This is a genomic window from Staphylococcus massiliensis (assembly GCF_043186315.1).
Taxonomy (GTDB): domain Bacteria; phylum Bacillota; class Bacilli; order Staphylococcales; family Staphylococcaceae; genus Staphylococcus; species Staphylococcus massiliensis.
On record NZ_CP171119.1, the window covers coordinates 1,825,210 to 1,843,645 of the forward strand.

Sequence of the window (18,436 nt, forward strand, 5' to 3'; positions counted from 1 at the left end):
TACAAAAACTATACAATAGTTATTTTTATATAAAATCACTTAAAATGCAAGCATCTAACCGAATTCACGTGATGAAAATACTAGATTTTATCTTCAAATTCGTGTATCTTGATTAAGGTATGTTACAATGGTTTTAGGTTAATAAAGGATGTGAGATAATGACGCTTATTTTAACATATGGAATTATGTTTTTGCTCAGTTACCTTATAGGCGCATTTCCAAGTGGTTTTGTAATTGGTAAACTGTTTTTCAAAAAAGACATTAGAGATTATGGAAGCGGTAATACTGGTGCTACCAATAGTTTTAGGGTACTTGGAAAACCTGCTGGATTTGTAGTTACATTTCTAGATATCTTCAAAGGTTTTATCGTCTTATTCTTTCCGTTATGGTTTAACGTTGAAGTATCAGGTATAATTGTAGGAATATTTGCCATTTTAGGACATGTTTATCCGATCTACTTAAAATTTAGAGGTGGTAAAGCTGTTGCTACAAGTGCCGGCGTAATCTTAGCATTTAACCCAATATTTTTACTTATTTTACTCGCAATTTTCTTTGTAATTTTATATCTTACTAAGTACGTATCTTTATCTAGCATTATCGCGGCTATTTGTTGCGTCATTGGATCTATCATCTTATGGAACTACGCTTTAATCATCGTGAGTTTTATAGTCGCAGCCGTACTCATCTTTAGACATCGCTCTAATATTGTACGTATATTTAAAGGTACTGAACCAAAGATTAAATGGATGTAATTTGAATTCAAAATTAACGCCAGAAATCACGTCATGTGGTTTCTGGTTTTTTAAGTTCGATTACTTTAATATCAAAATAATTCAGTGTTATAATTTACCTATCAAAATAAAAATACCAAATCGGTATGAAAGGATGATTGCATGCAATTTGAACTTACTTCACAAGCAGTTGAATGGTTTAAGAAAGAACTTGAGTTACCAAGCGAAAATAAAGTGCTACTATTTTACGTGCGTTATGGTGGCGAATTTCAATTAAAAGCTGGATTTAGCCCTGCCTTTACAGTAGAACCTAAAGATGACGTTGATGCTGGCTTTGAAGACAAATACGATGATTTAGAAATTGCAATACCTGAAAAAGATGTTTGGTATTTTGAAGATGATCACCTAGTAGTAGACGTTAATGAAAACGACGAAATCACATATAACGTTAAATAATATAATTAAATGGGTCTGAGGACATATTGCCACAATTCCCTTAAACAGCATGCTTTCCTGGGGCATGGCCGGAGCCTGTAGTCTCCGGTCTCATGCTATTCCCCTAGGAGTCAGCTGTTTCGAGAATTGCTTGAAATAAAGCTTAAATGCTCTATTTCACTACTTGTTTCCTCAGACCCATTATTAATATTATTGTTCAATATCAATACCATCTACAACTTCGAAGTCTACGCCTTCTTTATTTTTCTGATTGATATACGCATATACACGATGCCATTCTGGGAAATAACGATCTAAACGAATTGGCTTAAATGAATCTTTTTGAATACAAATATTATCCGTGTACCCTTTCGTAACAACCTCGTCATCCTCGTTATAGATTTCATATTGATAACGTGAACGTATACGTGAATAACTAGATACCCAAGTCTTAACACGTACGACGTTTGGATATGTCACTGATTTTACATAATCAATATGTAAGACTGTGACAGGAGATACCACGCCTGCTTTTTCCATTTCAGTATAATTTAAGCCTAATTTTAATATGTAATCTGTGCGCGCTACTTCAAACCAAGTGGCATAATTACCATGATAAATGACACCCATTTTATCTGTTTCTTGGTATCTTGATGGAATTGTCGTAATACTGTAAATCATTGATTACACCTCATTCACTAAATTTATGATTTTTTATTGATTTTTCTATAACGTGCCAACTTATTGAAGCGGCTATTATAGGCATATACTTTCATTATTTACCCTTTATGTATAGTTTTTAAAGATTAATTAAAATAATAATTGGGTCTGAGACAAGTTTCTTTGTCCCAGACCCCTTATTGATTCTTATACGCTTACATTTCTTTTCAAAAATGATTGATAATGAAACGATGCGAATTAAGCTAATTTCTTACGTAATACTAATTGTAAGATACCACCATGACGGTAGTAGTCAACTTCAACATTTGAGTCGAAACGTGCGATTACTTCAAATTCAACTACTGAACCATCTTGCTTTTTAGCGGTTACTTTAAGAAGATCTTTAGGTTTAACATCTTCAGTGATGTCTACTGAAATTTCTTCAGTTCCATCTAAGCCTAAGCTATCAGCTGATTCACCGTCTTTAAATTGTAGTGGTAACACACCCATCATAACTAAGTTAGAACGGTGGATACGTTCGTAGCTTTGCGCGATTACTGTTTTAACACCTAAAAGGTTTGTACCTTTAGCTGCCCAGTCACGTGATGAGCCCATACCGTAGTCATTACCTGCAAGTACAACTAAGCCAGTACCATCTTGTTTGTACTTCATAGCTGCATCATAGATAGGCATAACTTCATCAGTTGGCCAATAAGTAGTAAAGCCACCTTCTGTACCTGGCGCTAATTGGTTTTTAATACGGATGTTCGCGAATGTACCACGTACCATAACTTCATGGTTACCACGGCGTGAACCATAAGAGTTAAAGTCACGAATATCAACGTTGTTATCTAATAAATATTTACCTGCTGGTGTATCTTTACCGATAGCACCCGCTGGAGAAATGTGGTCAGTTGTAACTGAGTCACCGAATTTACCCATTACGCGTAAGTCTTTAAGAGGCTCGATTGATTCTGGCTCTTTAGAAAGACCTTGGAAAAATGTTGGGTTTTGGATATATGTTGAACTTGGATCGAAGTCGTATAATGGTTTTTCAGTTGTATCGATTTCGTTCCATAATTCGTTATTACTATATACGTTTTCGTATTCTTCTTTGAATAATTCAGGTGTAACAACTTTTTCAACAGTATCAGCAACTTCTTGGATTGAAGGCCAGATATCTTTTAAGAATACATCGTTACCATCGTTATCTTTACCGATTGGGTCGTTTTGAAGGTCGATATCTACAGTACCAGCTAAAGCGTACGCAACTACTAATTGTGGTGAAGCTAAGTAGTTTGCTTTTACTAATGGGTGGATACGTCCTTCGAAGTTACGGTTACCAGAAAGTACTGAAGTAACTAATAAGTCTTCTTTAGCAATTGCTGTTTCGATTTCTTCAAGTAAAGGACCTGAGTTACCGATACAAGTAGTACAACCATAACCAACTAAGTTGAAACCTAAGTGGTCTAAATACTCTTGTAAGCCTGAGTCACGTAAGTAACCAGTTACAACTTTTGAACCTGGCGCTAATGAAGTCTTAACGTATTCAGGTACTTTTAAGCCTTTTTTAACTGCGTTACGAGCGACTAAACCAGCACCTAACATAACGTAAGGGTTAGATGTATTTGTACATGATGTAATTGCTGCAATCGCAATATCACCAGTAGTCATTTTCTTAGTCGTACCATCTTTAAATTCGATAGTAGCTTCTTTATCGAACTCGCTCTTATCTAAGCCATGTCCTTGGTTACCAGCTGGAGCTGTAACTGATTTTTCGAATTCTTCTTTCATATCGCTTAAGAAGATTAAATCTTGAGGACGTTTAGGACCTGATAATGAAGCTTCAACAGTTGATAAGTCTAATTCAACTACATCTGTGTAGTTAGGATCTTCTTTAGAAACGTCATAGAACATTTCGTTTTCTTCTAAATATTTCTTAACTAATTCGATGTGTTCTTCTGAACGACCAGTTAAGCGTAAGTATTTAAGTGATTCTTCATCAACTGGGAAGAAACCACAAGTTGCACCGTATTCAGGCGCCATGTTAGCGATTGTAGCACGGTCAGCTAATGGTAATGAATTTACACCAGGACCAAAGAATTCAACGAATTTACCAACTACGCCTTTTTTACGTAATAATTCAGTTACGCGTAAAGCAAGGTCAGTAGCAGTAGCACCTTGAGGTAATTCATTTGATAAACGAACACCAATAACTTCAGGAATTGGGAAGTATGATGGTTGACCAAGCATACCTGCTTCAGCTTCGATACCACCAACACCCCAGCCTAATACGCCAAGGCCGTTGATCATAGTAGTATGAGAGTCAGTACCTACTAATGTATCTGGGAATAAAACTTGTTCGCCGTCTTCTTCACGTGCGTGCACAACGTTAGCTAAGTATTCTAAGTTAACTTGGTGTACGATACCAGTTGCTGGTGGCACAGCGTTATAGTTATTGAATGCTTTAGTTGCCCAGTTTAAGAATTGGTAACGTTCATAGTTACGTTCGAATTCTAATTTCATGTTACGTTGTAACGCTTCTGGGTTCGCATAGCTATCAACTTGTACAGAGTGGTCAATAACTAAGTCCACTGGTACTTCTGGGTTGATTTTGCTTAAGTCGCCGCCAACATCATCCATGGCTTTACGTAAAGATGCTAAGTCAACTACTGCTGGAACACCAGTGAAGTCTTGTAAAATTACACGAGATGGTTTGAATGGAACTTCACCGTTCGTTTCATTTTTACCAAAATTCGCTAATTTTTCGATATGCTCATCAGTGATAACACTTTCATCATTTTGACGTAATACAGATTCAAGTAACACACGGATTGAGTAAGGTAATTGACTAATCTTAGTTAAACCTTTTTGTTCTAAAGATTTTAGATCATAATATGTATACGATTTACCATTAAGATCTAAACTTTTCTTAGCTTCTTGTTTTAAATTAGAAGTCATAATGAGTTCCCCCCTGAATTTTCTATATGCCTTTATTAACATTGTATCTATTCGCCGTATTGAATACAACACTCATCCCCTATAAACGACGAAAAACGCGTTTTTTATTTCTAATTAGAAACTATAAGTAAATGTTATCACTAAACCTTAGTGTAATAAGTTTACATTATTAATTGAGAATCATTTTCAATCATTTTCTCTAAAAAATAGGAGCCCTTTAAGGCTCCTAGAAAAAGATATATTTAATTATTTTTCATGACTTCTTTTTGCTTTACGTTTCTCAATTAAATCGTCTTCATAATCTTCTTTCGTGTGTTCAACATAATCTTTTAAGCGATTCTTATTAGGAGATAATGTTAGTCCTAAGAATTTACGTTCGTTATTGGCATCCTTATAGAAACTAATCATCATCATTATTATGATGAACGAGAACGGTAATGCACTTATAATAGCAGCACTTTGAATAGCATCTAATGCTTTAGTACCGCCACCACCAGAAAGTAATAAAACGAATGCGATAAGTGATTGTGCAATACCCCAAGTGATTTTAACAAAGTTAGATGGGTTTAAAGAACCATCTGAAGTTTGCATACCAAGTACGAAAGTTGCTGAATCGGCTGAAGTAATAAAGAATGAAGCGATTAATAGTAACGCGATAATCGATAATACCATACCCATTGGCATATGGTTGAAGATACCAAATAGTTGCGTATCTGGCGTCATTTCAAAGATTTCTTTGTGTTTTTTAGCTGTTTCGATACCTAATACACCGAATACACTGAACCAGATGAAACTGATAATTGCTGGAACAAGTAAAACACCAAGAATAAATTCACGTACTGTACGTCCTTTAGATACACGGGCAATGAATACACCAACGAATGGACTCCAGCTTAGCCACCAACCCCAATAGTAAAGTGTCCAAGTAGACATCCAATCTTGTTTTTGAGGATTTAAAGCTGCTGTATCAAAACTGTTGAATAAGAATGAGTTTAACAAGTTACCTGTTGCACCAGTCATCATGTTTAAGATAAGGACTGTAGGACCAATCACTAACGCTGCGATTAATAGTAAAGTACCTAAACCGATATTTAAGTTACTTAAGATTTGAATACCTTTACTTAGTCCTGACCAAGCACTCGCAATGAATAATAATGTAACTACAACAATGATAATACCTTGAACAAAGATATTGTTAGGAATATTAAATAAATATTCTAAACCACCGTTGATTTGAATAGCTCCCATACCTAATGAAACTGCTACACCAGTAACCGTAGCAAATACCGCTAGGATATCGATAATCTTTCCAATAGATCCGTCAACTTTATCACCTAATAATGGGCGTAACGTTTTTGAAAGTAAACCAGGTTCACCTTTTCTAAACTGAGCATAAGCTAAGGCTAAAGCAACTACACCATATACAGCCCATGCGTGGAAGCCCCAGTGGAAGAAAGTTGATCGTAGTGATTCAGTGTAAGCTTGGCTTGTTTTAGGATCCGCAGTTGGCGGTGCAGCAAAATGACCAATAGGTTCAGCAGCACCATAGAAAACTAAACCGATACCCATACCAGCACTGAATAACATCGCAAACCAAGATAACGTGTTAAATTCAGGCTTATCTTGAGGTTTACCAAGCTTTAATTTACCGATAGGACTAAAAATTAAAAATACGCAGAAAAACACGATAATCGTAGTAAGAATTAAATAATACCAGCCTAAATTAGTCGTAATCCACGTTTTAATAGCACCTGAAGTACTATCAAATTTAGCTGGCCAAAAAATCCCGATTAAAACCAGGATACCAACTAAAATTGAACTAATTATAAAGACGGGCGTGAACTTCTTACCTTGTGTTTTATTCTCTGAAGAAGTATTCATAATTAAATAACACCCTTTCTACAAAATATTTAGTTTTTCCAAAGATAGAGAGATAGTAAAATTTAAGTTTCTAAAAATTACTTTCTGAGCAGTCATTCTAAAGAATAACAAAATAGAATATTTTAATCAATTCTATTTAAACTTTCTATACCATTTTAGTTCGCAATATTGTATAATATGGAACATATGTTGTGCGAAGGAGAATATTAAATGTCATTAATTAAAGAGTTTAAAGAATTCGCTTTGAAAGGTAATGTATTAGAGTTAGCAATCGCCGTTGTTATGGGTGCTGCTTTTAATAAAATTATCAGTTCATTAGTTGAAAACGTAATCATGCCTTTAATTGGATTAATCTTTGGTGAAGTAGATTTCGCTAAGAACTGGTCTATTATGGGAATTAAATACGGATTATTCATTCAATCAGTAATTGATTTTATTATTATTGCTTTTGCTTTATTCGTATTTATCAAAATTGCGAATACGTTAATGAAACCTAAAGTTGAAGAAGAAGTTGTAGAAGAAAATACGTTACTTTTAACTGAAATTAGAGATTTATTAAGACAACAAAATAAATAATCTTAAATTTTAGATTGATTAAAGTTAACTAAAAAGTCAGAGCCATGAATTTGGCCCTGACTTTTTTTAATGATTAATTTTAAATGTAGTCTTGCTATCAATATTTTCATTGTTAACTTCAAGTATGATAGGCATTCGTTGTTTTAGTTCTTGAACGTGTGAGATAACGCCCACTAAACGTCCTGAAGATTTAAGAGATAATAAAGCATCTAAAGCCTTAGATAACGTTTCTTCATCGAGCGTTCCGAACCCTTCGTCAATAAACATAGCATCAAGACTAATGCCACCTGACTCGTGTTGTATCACTTCGCTTAAACCTAGTGCCAGAGCTAGTGATGCTTGGAAAGTCTCTCCACCTGATAACGAAGAAATATGACGCGTTTTATTTGAATGCGCATCGAAAACTTCTATCTCTAGACCACTTAATCCTTGCGATAAATCTTCACGTCTTACCAATTGATATCTTTGGTTCGTCATTTTCATAAATCGGATATTAGCTTGTTCTAAAATAGACTCTAAAAACTCAATGAGTACAAAGTTTTCTAGAGTTAGCTTTTTAGGATTTTTACCATTAAAGATCTCGGACAATTTAACAGTCATTTCCTGATATTTAAGTTCATCATGTAATTTCTTGATAATGGCGTCTATTTTATCTAATTTAACTATATTTTGGTTTCGTACCAATGCCATCTCATTTAATTGTTTCATTGAAATTTTCTTCTCGTCTTCGCTCGCTTCAAAAGCTGCTTTGACTTCGTTTAAATCTAGCTTAGGTTTATCTTGAACAGACGCTTCTAAATTTGTTTTTGAGTACATTAAATTATTGTAAGCTGTTCGATATTCATTAACCTTACGAAGAACTTGATCTTTGTTAGCTAATTCTTCTTTAATACGACCAATTTCATCTAAAGATTTTATATGTTTTTCTTCCATATCACGACGAATTTGATCATCTAACGTCTTAATTTGTGCTTGAACGTTGGAAAGATTGTTCGTGTAATGTTCAATACTATTATGAGCAATTTCAATATTAGTGCTAATATGTTGTAATTGCCCTTCAATATGTTTCCTCTTAGTTTCATATTCCTCGTTAAAAGCCTTTAGGCTATTATATTCCTCAATAAACGAGTCAACATCATTATGATCCGTATCTTTTTTGAAAGCACTAATATCTTCTTCCATGACTTTTATTTCTGAATTTATATCTTTTAATTCAATTTCTTTATCAAAGGCTTGCTTCTGTTTATCATTTATCTTATTTTTTAATTTTTCCTTTAACTCTTGTTGCTCTAACAACCTAGTTCGTTTTTGGTCACTTTCTAAAATACGTTGCTTTAAATCCTGATCGTTATTCTTTGGTTCTTCTTTAACCGGATTTTCATCTCGTTTTACTTCATATTGTTTTAACTCAATTAATAAATTTGAGTATGTTTGATTAAAATCATCTAACTTGCGCTTCAAGTTATTGTACGTTTTTTCTTTAGAAGCGATCTCATCGTAATTAACATGTGAAGTGATGTTATCTATCTCATGACCGCATACTGGACAAGTATCCCCTTCAGCTAACATTGATTGTAACGACTCAATAAGTGCCTTTTTATTAGATAAATCAAAGGACCTTGAATTGAAAGATTTGAGCTCATCTTCTAAATCGTTAATTTGTTTGCTCACGTCTTCAAGCTGTCTTTGTAAACGATCAATGTTTTGAATCGCATCCATATACTTCTTATAAGCATCTCGATTAGCCTCAATTTGCGCGCTTTCTTGTTTAAGCGCAGAAATATGCTCAAACAGTTGATTTATTTCCTCATGATCAACACGATTTTGAGCGAGTTCTTTCTTTAATTGACCAAGTTCTTGGTTTATTTGAGATTGTGTTTCAATTACTTTTTGAGACGACTGGCGTTTAGATTCGATATTTTCAAAGGCATTTTCATATCTTGAACGATTATTAAAATAGTATCGTGTTTCGTCTAAATAAACTTGACGCTTGGTATACATGCTTTCATGTTTGATTAAACTTTTTAACTCATGGTCGTAATCGTTTTTAGTAGCTTTCAATTCCTTTAATTTAGCTTGAGTCTTTTCTAAATCATTATTAATGACTGTACGCTCTTTTTCAGCTTGGTCAGATTGGTCGATGAAGTTTATTAAGTTCTGAATTTCTTCAAAACGTTTTAATTTTAATTCTAATTCTTTAATTTCGTTTTCTTGCGCTTTCATTTGTTCGATTTCGCGCTGTACTTTTTGAAGTTCATGTATCTTTTCATGAAGTTTCTGTTGTTCATCATAAATAGCTTTTTTATGTTCCATATTTTTTCGGTTACTTTCGTCGATCTGCGTTAATTTATCTACTTTAGCCTGACCTACTTGTTTAAATTCATCTAAAGCGTCTTTAATTTTTTCTGTTTGTCTTGGCGATAACTGCTTTAGTGATATTAAATCTTCTTCACCGAAATCTTCTAAATCTTTAAAAGCCATTTCAAGCATATTATATTCACGCTCTATTTTGTCTTTTTCACCAGCAGCGTCTTCTTTAATGAGTTGTTGTAGCTTCTCAAATTTATCTGTCTTAAATAAGGTTCTTAATATAACCTGCTTTTCACTACTTTTAGAAAGCAAGAATTTCTTAAACTCACCTTGTGGAAGAATGAACAATTGTCGAAATTGCTTCACATCTACACCTAATAGAGACTGAATATAAGCATTACCTTTATTAATTTGGCTTTCCCTAAGTTCATATTCACCATTGATCATTTCATAGACTTCTAATTTACCGTTTGTGTATGATTTTCGACCCTCTTTTAAATACTTTCCTTGTCTAAATATTTTGTATTGAATGTCATTAAGCTTAAACTCAAGGTATACTTGCATAGGCGCATCATCTTTAACAAAATGACTTCTTAAATCAGATTCCTTGCGATCCTCTGTTGAGGCGCTGTTAAACAATGCAAATACAATTGCATCAAAAATCATTGTTTTACCTGAACCAGTTTTACCACTTATTAGGAAGAGTCTCGTATCGTCTACAAAAGAGAAATCAATTTCTTCATTTATAAAAGGACCAAAATTTTTCATTTTCAATTTCAATGGTTTCATCGACTTCTCTCCTCCTCATCTAAAGCTTCAACTAATTGACGTACCTTCTGCTCTTGTAATTTATCTAATTCATCATCCATAACATCCTCATAAAATTGTTGAATAATCGTATTACTATCTAATTGTTTTAAGTTACGTTTAGCGACTTGATGCTGACTGTAAACAGTATCATTTGTTAGTGCTAACGTATTCGGATAAATTTGCTTAATATGATATATAGGATCTTCAATTCTAGCCATATTTGACAATTTGAAATGAAAATAATTTTCTTTGTTTTTTACTTTTACATTTTCGTTAATAACATCTTGATAGTCAGCTTCTATAACCTCAAGTTCCCTTAAAGGCACCATAGGGATGAATTTAGAGGAGATGTCTTGATTTTGCTTAATCGTTACTTCTCTAAAACCTTTGCTTTGACTCGCTTCTGAAAAGGAATATTGTAGTAATGAGCCACTGTAGTACATAAAATCAGAATTGATGCTAAATGGGTGATGCAAGTGTCCTAATAGAACAGTATCAAACATCTTAAAGACATCCTCATCAACACTTTCAATAGTGCCTATAGTAAGGTCACGCTCAGAATCAGTTTTAATACCGCCTGACACCGTAAGATGGCTAAGTAAAACGTTCTTTTCACTAGAATTTAGAGAGGTTTCAATGTCTTTTAACGCATGGCGCATTGCTTCATGATTACTATTTATTTCAACATCTTTATAGTAGTTTTGAAACTCCGCTAAAGTTGCAAATGGCAAGGTATAGAAGTTCACGTCTCTTATTTTAATAGGGTTATAGAGATCTTCTATCTCAGTTCTAATATACAATTGGCTCTGTTCGAACCATGAAGCTCCATAACTTAGGCGTTCTTTACCATCATGATTACCACTTATAATAATTATAGGTATCTGAAGCGATATATTGAGTTGTTTAATCGTATCTTCTAATAATTTAATGGCTGATTTACTTGGAAAGCTTGTATCGTATAAATCACCCGTAATAACAATAAGGTCTGGCTCGATTTCTTTCATATGCTCAACAAATTTATGAAGTATGTATGTTTGATCTTGAATAAGAGCGCGACCATTTAATATTCTTCCAATATGCCAGTCTGCAGTATGTATCACTTTCATAATTAATAACCTCCAAATAGAACGTTTGTTCGTATTTTATTCTAATCTACTTCAAATCAGATTGCAAATAAAAGAAACAGCTAAGGACAATAATGCGTCCCTAACTGCTTATTTATTGCTTAATTTTAAATTTGATTAGATTGAAGTTTGCGCTTAATTTTTTTGTATTTTAAAAGCATCGCAATTCTCCACGGTACAATCATGCTAAATGCGAGTAAGAAAAACATACCTGCTAGCTCACCAGGATCAATTGCGTTACTAAAGATAATCTTGATAATCGTACGAATAATGAGTAAACCAAATAAAATAAACGGGAAGGCCTTAGAAGGTTTCATATAAATTTGGTTGGATTTCACTATAAAGTTAGATGTCAGAATCAACACGGATGAAAATACTATACCTAATATAACAGCTTCTATAATTTCCATACCGGTCAATCTGAAATAAGGTATTACATACATTAAAGCACCCGTTGACATGAATAAAGGTGGTAATATTATCTTCTTTTCATTCACAGGATAGTTTTGCGCTTTGAGCCTAATAAAGATAACTAAAATTCCCATCCCGAGTGCACCGATGATAGATATGATAAAATAAATCAAATTTTCACCTTCTTATAGACAAACTCTTTATCAATCACAGAAAAGTATATCATTTTTTAAAGCGAATTACATTAGTTTGAAATCACTTAAATCAATGAAACTCAATGCTTTTAATATTGATTAAACTGAATAAAAGACACACTATAAAATTGAAAAAAGCTCAAATACGCTTCATACGCATTTGAGCTTTCTTACAATAGATGTTCAATTATTTCATGTTACTATCCATGTTTTTATTCATCATTGTCATCATCTGATTAATTTTCTTTTGAGAAGGCTTCTGACCCATTTGCATCATCATCATTCTTAACATTTCTTCATTGATAGGCGGGTTTTTCTTAAGGTAATCCATCATGTATTTTCTTGCTAAGAAGAAACCACCTACTAATCCAAGAATAAGTGCAGCAATGATAAGAATAATTGCTAACCAAGTTGCCATCATTTCACCCACTTTCTTTATCCTACTGAATTTTACTAAAATTATTTCAAGATTTCAAGATTCATTATCTCGATAGATCAATTTTATAAGTTCTAAGCTAATCGTATAAGGGATTTAATTTATCGTCAAACTAAAAACGGTGCACACCCTACATGCACACCGTTCTTTATTTTTTATGAAAAGCACTCTAAAAACATTACGACATTGTCTTAATTTCTTTTAATACATTATCCACATTAAAACCATACTTTTCTACTACAAGATCTCCTGGGGCACTTGCTCCAAATGTATCAACTGAAATCACTTTACCATTTAAGCCGACATATTTATGCCAACCTAATGAAGCAGCCATCTCAATACCAACTCGTTTAGTTATTGAAGGCGGTAAAATTTCTTCTTTATAAGCATCAGTTTGTTGTTCAAACGCGTTCCAGTTAGGCATAGATACTACGCGAGCGCCTTTGCCCTCTTTTTCAAGAGCTTTAGCTGCATCTAATGCTAAATTAACCTCTGAGCCTGAAGCTAACAGTAGATACTCGAAATTATCGGACTCATATACAATATATGCCCCTTTTCTTACACCTTCTTCAAGTTTAGCTTCCGGTACATCAAGTGTCTTAAGATTTTGTCTTGTTAAGACAAGTGCAGTAGGAGTTTGATCACTCTCAAGAGCAACTTTCCATGCAACGCGAGTTTCATTACCATCAGCAGGTCGAATCACATTTAGGTTCGGGATAGCTCTTAACCCTGCTAACTGCTCTACAGGTTCATGTGTAGGACCATCTTCACCAACAGCGATAGAATCATGCGTAAAGACGAATGTAGCATTAACGCCCATTATTGCTGATAGTCTAATGGCTGGTTTTAGATAATCACTAAATACGAAGAATGTAGCACCATATGGGTGAAGTCCACCGTGAGCAGCCATACCATTAATTGCAGCGCCCATTGCAAATTCACGTACACCAAACCAAACGTTTTTACCTTCAGGGTGTGACTTATCGTAGTCAGTAGCTTCTTTAACATTCGATTTATTAGATGAAGCTAAGTCGCTAGATCCGCCAAAGAAAGATGGTACATATTGACTTAGGACTTGAATGATTTCTCCTGAGTCAGCTCGAGTAGCGCCACTATGATCGAGCTCATATTTCGGTAATGTCTTCTCATAACCTTGTGGCAATTTACCAGAAATCGCTAATTCAAGTTCTTCACCTAACTCTTTGTATGCGTTTTTATACTGCGCTAGCTTATCGTTCCATATTTGTTCATTATCGTTAGCGCGAGCTATCATAGTTTCGTTGAAAATTTCATATACTCGCTCTGGTACGTAGAAGCGCTTATCTGGATCTAAACCATAATGTTCAAATGTAGCGCGACGTTCATCTTCACCTAAAGGTGCTCCGTGCGAAGCGTTACTATTAGATTTAGTTGGTGCACCATAGCCAATAATCGTTTTAACTTCAATAATAGATGGTTTTTCACTTGATTTGGCTTTTGCTATCGCAGCATCAATCGCTTCAATATCATTACCTTCTTCAACTAAGATGTGTTCCCATCCATAAGATTCAAAACGCATTTTAATGTCTTCTGAAAAGGCTTTATCTAACTTACCATCTAATGATATATCGTTAGAATCATATAAAACAACGAGTTTATTAAGTCCTGTATGCCCTGCTAAAGAAGCAGCTTCATGAGAAATACCTTCCATTAAGTCTCCGTCTGAAGCAAGCACATACGTATAATGATTAATAATATCGTTGTCAGGTTGATTGAGTTTACCAGCTAAGTGATGTTCAGCCATTGCCATACCAACTGACATAGCAAAACCTTGTCCTAATGGACCAGTTGTAACTTCAACACCATCTGTATGTCTAAATTCCGGGTGCCCAGGTGTTTTAGAGTCCCATTGTCTAAATTGCTTTAATTCTTCTAACTCAAGCCCACCTGAAACGTGAAGCAAACTATAAAGCAATGCAGAACCATGACCAGCAGATAGTACAAAGCGGTCTCTATTAAAATAATCTTTAGATTTTGGGTTGAAATTTAAGTGTCTCGTCCATAGTGTATAAGCCATTGGAGCAGCACCCATTGGTAATCCAGGATGTCCTGAATTAGCCTCTTCAATCGCATCTATGCTAAGTGCTCTAATCGTATCAATTGCTAATTGATCTTGTTTGTTCATCATCGTATGACTTCCTTTCTTGTCCAAATACATCCTCATTATTATTATACCTGATTACAAGTTATAATATCTAAGAATTATACTATTAAGTATTTATATTTGAACTACCTACAGCGAACCTTCAAAGTTTACGCTTTGATAAAAGTTCATTTTAGGAAAAATTATTTGTTTTTATCTTCTCGAATACGTTTTACTTTATCAGGGGTAACATCATTTCCTTCAGGATCGATAACTTTTGTATTTTCAATTTGACTCTTGAAACTTTTTCTAAAAGACTCTAAATATTTACTTCTTAATTTAGATTGTTCCTTAGCTTCTTCTTCAGTTAACCCTTCATTCTTCTTTTTCTTAGCAAGTTCATTGATTCGATTAATTTGATCTTTCTCTAACATGCTTACACTCCTTATCGTTCATTTTCTTTACAAGAATATACCAAAAAGTACAAGTTAAACCAAATAGTTCAACTTGTACACGTTATAGTAGAAGTATGAGAATGTAAGATGCGTACGACACGTTCGGTTTAAAGTCTAATTTAAGAATCTACGTTCGGTAATTTATGATCTGTCATTTGATAAACTTGTTCGCTATCCGAAGCATTTACTTCCTCGCTCGCTGTGATAAAATAAGTGAAGAAAAAGCCCATAGATACAACAAAAACCGACATATAAATCATGAAAGAATCTTTTAATTGTTTAAGCATGATAACCTCTCCTTAGAACGTTTGTTTGTGTATTTAATATATCAGAACATATATTCCTAGTCAACACTTTAACGAACAAATGTTTGTAAAGTTTTGTTTATCATGCTATAATTGACTTAAATAAATCGAAGGAGTGCCTATTATGAAAGAACTAACTAAACGACAAAGTGAAATATACGAGTTCATTAAGCAAATCGTCCAATCAAAAGGGTATCCACCAAGTGTTCGTGAAATAGGTGAAGCTGTAGGTTTAGCATCTAGTTCTACAGTTCACGGTCATTTATCTCGACTTGAAGAAAAAGGTTATATCAGACGCGATCCTACTAAACCACGTGCAATTGAAATTGTTACCGAACAAATAGGCGAACCTATTAATATGGAAGAAACAATTCATGTTCCTGTAATAGGTAAAGTTACAGCTGGTGTTCCAATTACAGCAGTTGAAAACGTAGAAGAGTATTTCCCTCTTCCAGAACACTATACATCAACACATAATAGTGACATTTTTATACTAAACGTTGTCGGTGATAGTATGATAGAAGCTGGAATTCTTGATGGTGACAAAGTGATTGTACGTAGTCAAAATATTGCGGAAAATGGTGATATCATCGTAGCTATGACCGAGGAAAATGAAGCTACAGTTAAACGATTCTTCAAAGAAAAAACACGCTATCGTCTGCAACCAGAAAATAGCGCGTTAGACCCGATTTATTTACAACATGTAACCGTATTAGGTAAAGTCGTAGGATTATATAGAGAAATGTAATAGGTGCAAAAAAAGAGAACCAATTTAATGGTTCTCTTTTTTAATAATTCATTTTAAGTGAAGCACGATTTAACTGTATAAATGTTTAATTTTTGTCAGATAAAATATCTTTAACTTGTTCTAATATATCTTTGTCATTGTTATGTTCTTTAAATCTCATATCATCATCCTCTACTAACTTGTTCCCATTCTGAGATACTATCAAACCGACTATCCGGTATAATTTTCAGTCCAGTAAGGAGATTTCTCATCATTAAATGAAACACCTACGCCTAGAGATTGATATGAAGGCTCAAGAATATTTTTACGGTGCCCAAGTGAATTCATAAGACCGTGATGCGCTACAATACTATTATTCTGACCATGAGCCAAGTTTTCTCCGGCAGAATTATAATCATGGCCATCGTTTTTAAGTCTATCAAATGGCGATAGACCTTTTAACGAGGTATGATCAAAATAATTATGCTTTGCCATATCTTGGCTATGTTTGCGAGCGGTTTGAGATACACTTCCTGAATAAGATAATGGAGGTAACTCATGTTGAACGCGCTCAGCATTAACTAAATCGAAGTTCAGTAATTCAAAACCTTCTTTTAAGGACTTAGACGGACTACCGTATTGGTCACTTAATTGATGTTCCAATTTTTTACTTACAATCAGCAACCCAGTTAAACTATTACCACGATGCTTATCGTAGAATGCAGAGATATAGGTACCATCCTTAGAAAAAATATCGTGATCGTGGTTTAAGACAATTCGATATTTACCTTTATCAATTTCATCAAGTGGCTTACCTAGTCTTTGTCTTACGACATCCTTAGGTGTCATATATTTAATTTTATTTTTAGAAGATATTATATTTTGGTTCGTATATAAACCGTGTACTTTATTGTCTAAATAACTTACCATTACAAACCCTTGATACTGATTATGATACGTATACCATTTATTTCCATACTCATTACGTGTCTCACGTTGAGGCTTACCTAACTTTTGTTCAACAGTTTGTTTATCCATGTTGAGTTGAATGTTGCGCACGGCAAAGGGTTGTTCTTTAGGGGTCTTTAATGGCTCATCATGGGTGTTTGATGTCATTGATGCTATTTTATGATCAGCTTTTTGATACAAATCTTCCATAAACTTAGGAGAATGAGTAGGAATTGTGATCATAAGTACTAAAAACAAAAGGATATATAATGTTAGTCTTCTAATCGTACTTCACCGCCTATAACGCGTTAGTCTCTATCGCCGTTAAAAATTGAGTTACGCACAATCACATAATCAACTTTGCGTAAAGATTCTAAGTCTTTTCCACCAGCGTAAGAGATAGAACTTTGTAAATCTTGTTCCATTTCCACAAGTGTATCATTTAAAGAACCTTTATGCTCGACAAACATTTTTTTACCTTCAACGTTTTTGTGTTCGCCTTTTTGATACTCTGAAGCACTTCCAAAGTACTCTTTATATAACTTACCTTCGAGTTCTACTGTTTCACCTGGCGATTCTTCATGTGCCGCGAATAATGAGCCAACCATTACCATCGATGCACCAAAGCGAATTGATTTTGCAATGTCACCGTGTGTACGAATGCCACCATCTGCAATGATTGGTTTACGAGCAGCTTTACTACATAAGTTAACAGCAGCTAATTGCCAACCGCCTGTTCCAAAACCTGTCTTAATTTTAGTAATACATACACGACCTGGACCAATACCAACTTTTGTTGCATCGGCACCCGCGTTTTCGAGTTCACGAACGCCTTCAGGTGTACCTACATTACCTGCGATAACGAAAGTATCAGGTAGGTGCTTTTTAATATGTTTAATCATATTAATAACAGCATCAGAATGACCGTGTGCGATGTCGATTGTTATATATTCAGGTACAACATTTTCTGCTTTTAGTAATTCAATAAAATCGTATTCGTTTGGTTTTACACCAACTGAGATAGAGGCAAATAGTCCTTTCTCTTGCATACGCTTAGCAAAAGGTATGCGACCCGCTTCGTCAAAACGATGCATAATATAGAAGTAATCGTTTTGTGCAAACCATTCTGCTAAAGATTCATTCATTACCGTTTGCATGTTTGCTGGCACAACCGGTAACTTAAATCTGCGAGAACCAAACTGAATCGTAGTATCACATTGTGAACGACTTGTCACAATACATTTATTAGGAATTAGTTGAATATCTTCATAATCAAATATTTTCATTAAAAAAGCCCCTTACTTATTTTTAGTCCTTAGATAATATACATGGTTTTACTATTAAAGTAAA

16 protein-coding genes are annotated in these 18,436 nt (G+C 34.2%); 4 read left to right on the forward strand and 12 right to left on the reverse strand.

The annotated features are described in order from the left end of the window. Positions 1 to 158 precede the first annotated feature (158 nt). The gene (gene plsY / locus ACF3N8_RS08835; RefSeq protein ID WP_392449837.1) at positions 159 to 752 is read left to right on the forward strand and encodes a glycerol-3-phosphate 1-O-acyltransferase PlsY; all 594 of its coding nucleotides are present in this window, start codon (positions 159 to 161) and stop codon (positions 750 to 752) included. 141 nt (positions 753 to 893) lie between these two features. Continuing rightward, positions 894 to 1,187 carry a HesB/YadR/YfhF family protein gene (locus tag ACF3N8_RS08840; RefSeq protein ID WP_009383961.1) on the forward strand — a complete coding sequence of 98 codons (294 nt, stop codon included), beginning with the start codon at positions 894 to 896 and terminating at the stop codon, positions 1,185 to 1,187. A gap of 189 nt (positions 1,188 to 1,376) precedes the next feature. Here ACF3N8_RS08840 and menI read toward each other — a convergent pair whose 3' ends face one another. The 3 genes from menI to ACF3N8_RS08855 all read right to left on the reverse strand — a co-directional run bounded on the left by menI (position 1,377) and on the right by ACF3N8_RS08855 (position 6,668). Beyond that, positions 1,377 to 1,847 carry a 1,4-dihydroxy-2-naphthoyl-CoA hydrolase MenI gene (menI, locus tag ACF3N8_RS08845; protein WP_009383960.1) on the reverse strand — a complete coding sequence of 157 codons (471 nt, stop codon included), beginning with the start codon at positions 1,845 to 1,847 and terminating at the stop codon, positions 1,377 to 1,379. Between the two features lie 237 nt (positions 1,848 to 2,084). Continuing rightward, the gene (acnA, locus tag ACF3N8_RS08850) at positions 2,085 to 4,787 is read right to left on the reverse strand and encodes an aconitate hydratase AcnA (protein ID WP_009384413.1); all 2,703 of its coding nucleotides are present in this window, start codon (positions 4,785 to 4,787) and stop codon (positions 2,085 to 2,087) included. A gap of 246 nt (positions 4,788 to 5,033) precedes the next feature. Beyond that, positions 5,034 to 6,668, reverse strand: coding sequence for a BCCT family transporter (locus ACF3N8_RS08855; RefSeq protein WP_009384412.1), 1,635 nt, complete (start codon positions 6,666 to 6,668; stop codon positions 5,034 to 5,036). Between the two features lie 210 nt (positions 6,669 to 6,878). Between ACF3N8_RS08855 and mscL the strand changes: the two genes are divergently transcribed. Then, complete coding sequence (gene mscL / locus ACF3N8_RS08860; protein ID WP_238093517.1) at positions 6,879 to 7,244, forward strand: large conductance mechanosensitive channel protein MscL; 366 nt, start codon at positions 6,879 to 6,881, stop codon at positions 7,242 to 7,244. A gap of 66 nt (positions 7,245 to 7,310) precedes the next feature. On the opposite strand, the gene sbcC is transcribed toward mscL, so the two are convergent. The 7 genes from sbcC to ACF3N8_RS08895 form a co-directional block, all read right to left on the reverse strand. Next, the gene (gene sbcC / locus ACF3N8_RS08865; protein ID WP_009384410.1) at positions 7,311 to 10,343 is read right to left on the reverse strand and encodes an exonuclease subunit SbcC; all 3,033 of its coding nucleotides are present in this window, start codon (positions 10,341 to 10,343) and stop codon (positions 7,311 to 7,313) included. After that, positions 10,340 to 11,470, reverse strand: a complete 1,131-nt coding sequence (gene sbcD, locus ACF3N8_RS08870; protein WP_009384409.1) for an exonuclease subunit SbcD — start codon at positions 11,468 to 11,470, stop codon at positions 10,340 to 10,342. The genes sbcC and sbcD overlap by 4 nt, the downstream gene beginning before the upstream one ends. Before the next feature lie 125 nt (positions 11,471 to 11,595). Beyond that, positions 11,596 to 12,072: a CcdC family protein gene (locus ACF3N8_RS08875; protein ID WP_009384408.1), complete on the reverse strand. Its 477-nt coding sequence runs from the start codon at positions 12,070 to 12,072 to the stop codon at positions 11,596 to 11,598. Positions 12,073 to 12,280: 208 nt separating this feature from the next. After that, positions 12,281 to 12,511 carry a YneF family protein gene (locus ACF3N8_RS08880; protein WP_009384406.1) on the reverse strand — a complete coding sequence of 77 codons (231 nt, stop codon included), beginning with the start codon at positions 12,509 to 12,511 and terminating at the stop codon, positions 12,281 to 12,283. Positions 12,512 to 12,707: 196 nt separating this feature from the next. Beyond that, positions 12,708 to 14,696 (reverse strand): transketolase, encoded by a 1,989-nt coding sequence (gene tkt, locus ACF3N8_RS08885; RefSeq protein ID WP_238101978.1) that lies wholly within the window; start codon positions 14,694 to 14,696, stop codon positions 12,708 to 12,710. Positions 14,697 to 14,854: 158 nt separating this feature from the next. Further along, positions 14,855 to 15,085: a DUF896 domain-containing protein gene (locus tag ACF3N8_RS08890; RefSeq protein WP_009384402.1), complete on the reverse strand. Its 231-nt coding sequence runs from the start codon at positions 15,083 to 15,085 to the stop codon at positions 14,855 to 14,857. A gap of 140 nt (positions 15,086 to 15,225) precedes the next feature. After that, on the reverse strand, positions 15,226 to 15,393 hold the full coding sequence (locus ACF3N8_RS08895; protein WP_017176535.1) for a hypothetical protein: 168 nt from the start codon (positions 15,391 to 15,393) through the stop codon (positions 15,226 to 15,228). A gap of 142 nt (positions 15,394 to 15,535) precedes the next feature. On the opposite strand from ACF3N8_RS08895, the gene lexA reads away from it, so the two are divergent. Further along, positions 15,536 to 16,159, forward strand: coding sequence for a transcriptional repressor LexA (gene lexA / locus ACF3N8_RS08900; RefSeq protein WP_009384400.1), 624 nt, complete (start codon positions 15,536 to 15,538; stop codon positions 16,157 to 16,159). A 210-nt stretch (positions 16,160 to 16,369) separates the two neighbouring features. Here lexA and ACF3N8_RS08905 read toward each other — a convergent pair whose 3' ends face one another. Both ACF3N8_RS08905 and guaC read right to left on the reverse strand, forming a co-directional pair. Beyond that, positions 16,370 to 17,329, reverse strand: a complete 960-nt coding sequence (locus ACF3N8_RS08905) for a CAP domain-containing protein (protein ID WP_392449838.1) — start codon at positions 17,327 to 17,329, stop codon at positions 16,370 to 16,372. A 65-nt stretch (positions 17,330 to 17,394) separates the two neighbouring features. Further along, positions 17,395 to 18,372, reverse strand: a complete 978-nt coding sequence (gene guaC / locus ACF3N8_RS08910; protein ID WP_009384396.1) for a GMP reductase — start codon at positions 18,370 to 18,372, stop codon at positions 17,395 to 17,397. Positions 18,373 to 18,436 lie beyond the last annotated feature (64 nt).

Excerpts from the sequence above, each read along its gene's own strand:
- lexA (WP_009384400.1), top strand. The coding sequence starts at position 15,536 with ATGAAAGAACTAACTAAACGACAAAGTGAAATATACGAGTTCATTAAG.
- plsY (WP_392449837.1), top strand. The coding sequence starts at position 159 with ATGACGCTTATTTTAACATATGGAATTATGTTTTTGCTCAGTTACCTT.
- ACF3N8_RS08905 (WP_392449838.1), bottom strand. The coding sequence starts at position 17,329 with ATGATCACAATTCCTACTCATTCTCCTAAGTTTATGGAAGATTTGTAT.
- menI (WP_009383960.1), bottom strand. The coding sequence starts at position 1,847 with ATGATTTACAGTATTACGACAATTCCATCAAGATACCAAGAAACAGAT.
- ACF3N8_RS08895 (WP_017176535.1), bottom strand. The coding sequence starts at position 15,393 with ATGCTTAAACAATTAAAAGATTCTTTCATGATTTATATGTCGGTTTTT.
- sbcD (WP_009384409.1), bottom strand. The coding sequence starts at position 11,470 with ATGAAAGTGATACATACTGCAGACTGGCATATTGGAAGAATATTAAAT.
- mscL (WP_238093517.1), top strand. The coding sequence starts at position 6,879 with ATGTCATTAATTAAAGAGTTTAAAGAATTCGCTTTGAAAGGTAATGTA.
- ACF3N8_RS08855 (WP_009384412.1), bottom strand. The coding sequence starts at position 6,668 with ATGAATACTTCTTCAGAGAATAAAACACAAGGTAAGAAGTTCACGCCC.
- ACF3N8_RS08890 (WP_009384402.1), bottom strand. The coding sequence starts at position 15,085 with ATGTTAGAGAAAGATCAAATTAATCGAATCAATGAACTTGCTAAGAAA.
- ACF3N8_RS08880 (WP_009384406.1), bottom strand. The coding sequence starts at position 12,511 with ATGGCAACTTGGTTAGCAATTATTCTTATCATTGCTGCACTTATTCTT.
- acnA (WP_009384413.1), bottom strand. The coding sequence starts at position 4,787 with ATGACTTCTAATTTAAAACAAGAAGCTAAGAAAAGTTTAGATCTTAAT.
- guaC (WP_009384396.1), bottom strand. The coding sequence starts at position 18,372 with ATGAAAATATTTGATTATGAAGATATTCAACTAATTCCTAATAAATGT.
- ACF3N8_RS08840 (WP_009383961.1), top strand. The coding sequence starts at position 894 with ATGCAATTTGAACTTACTTCACAAGCAGTTGAATGGTTTAAGAAAGAA.
- sbcC (WP_009384410.1), bottom strand. The coding sequence starts at position 10,343 with ATGAAACCATTGAAATTGAAAATGAAAAATTTTGGTCCTTTTATAAAT.
- tkt (WP_238101978.1), bottom strand. The coding sequence starts at position 14,696 with ATGATGAACAAACAAGATCAATTAGCAATTGATACGATTAGAGCACTT.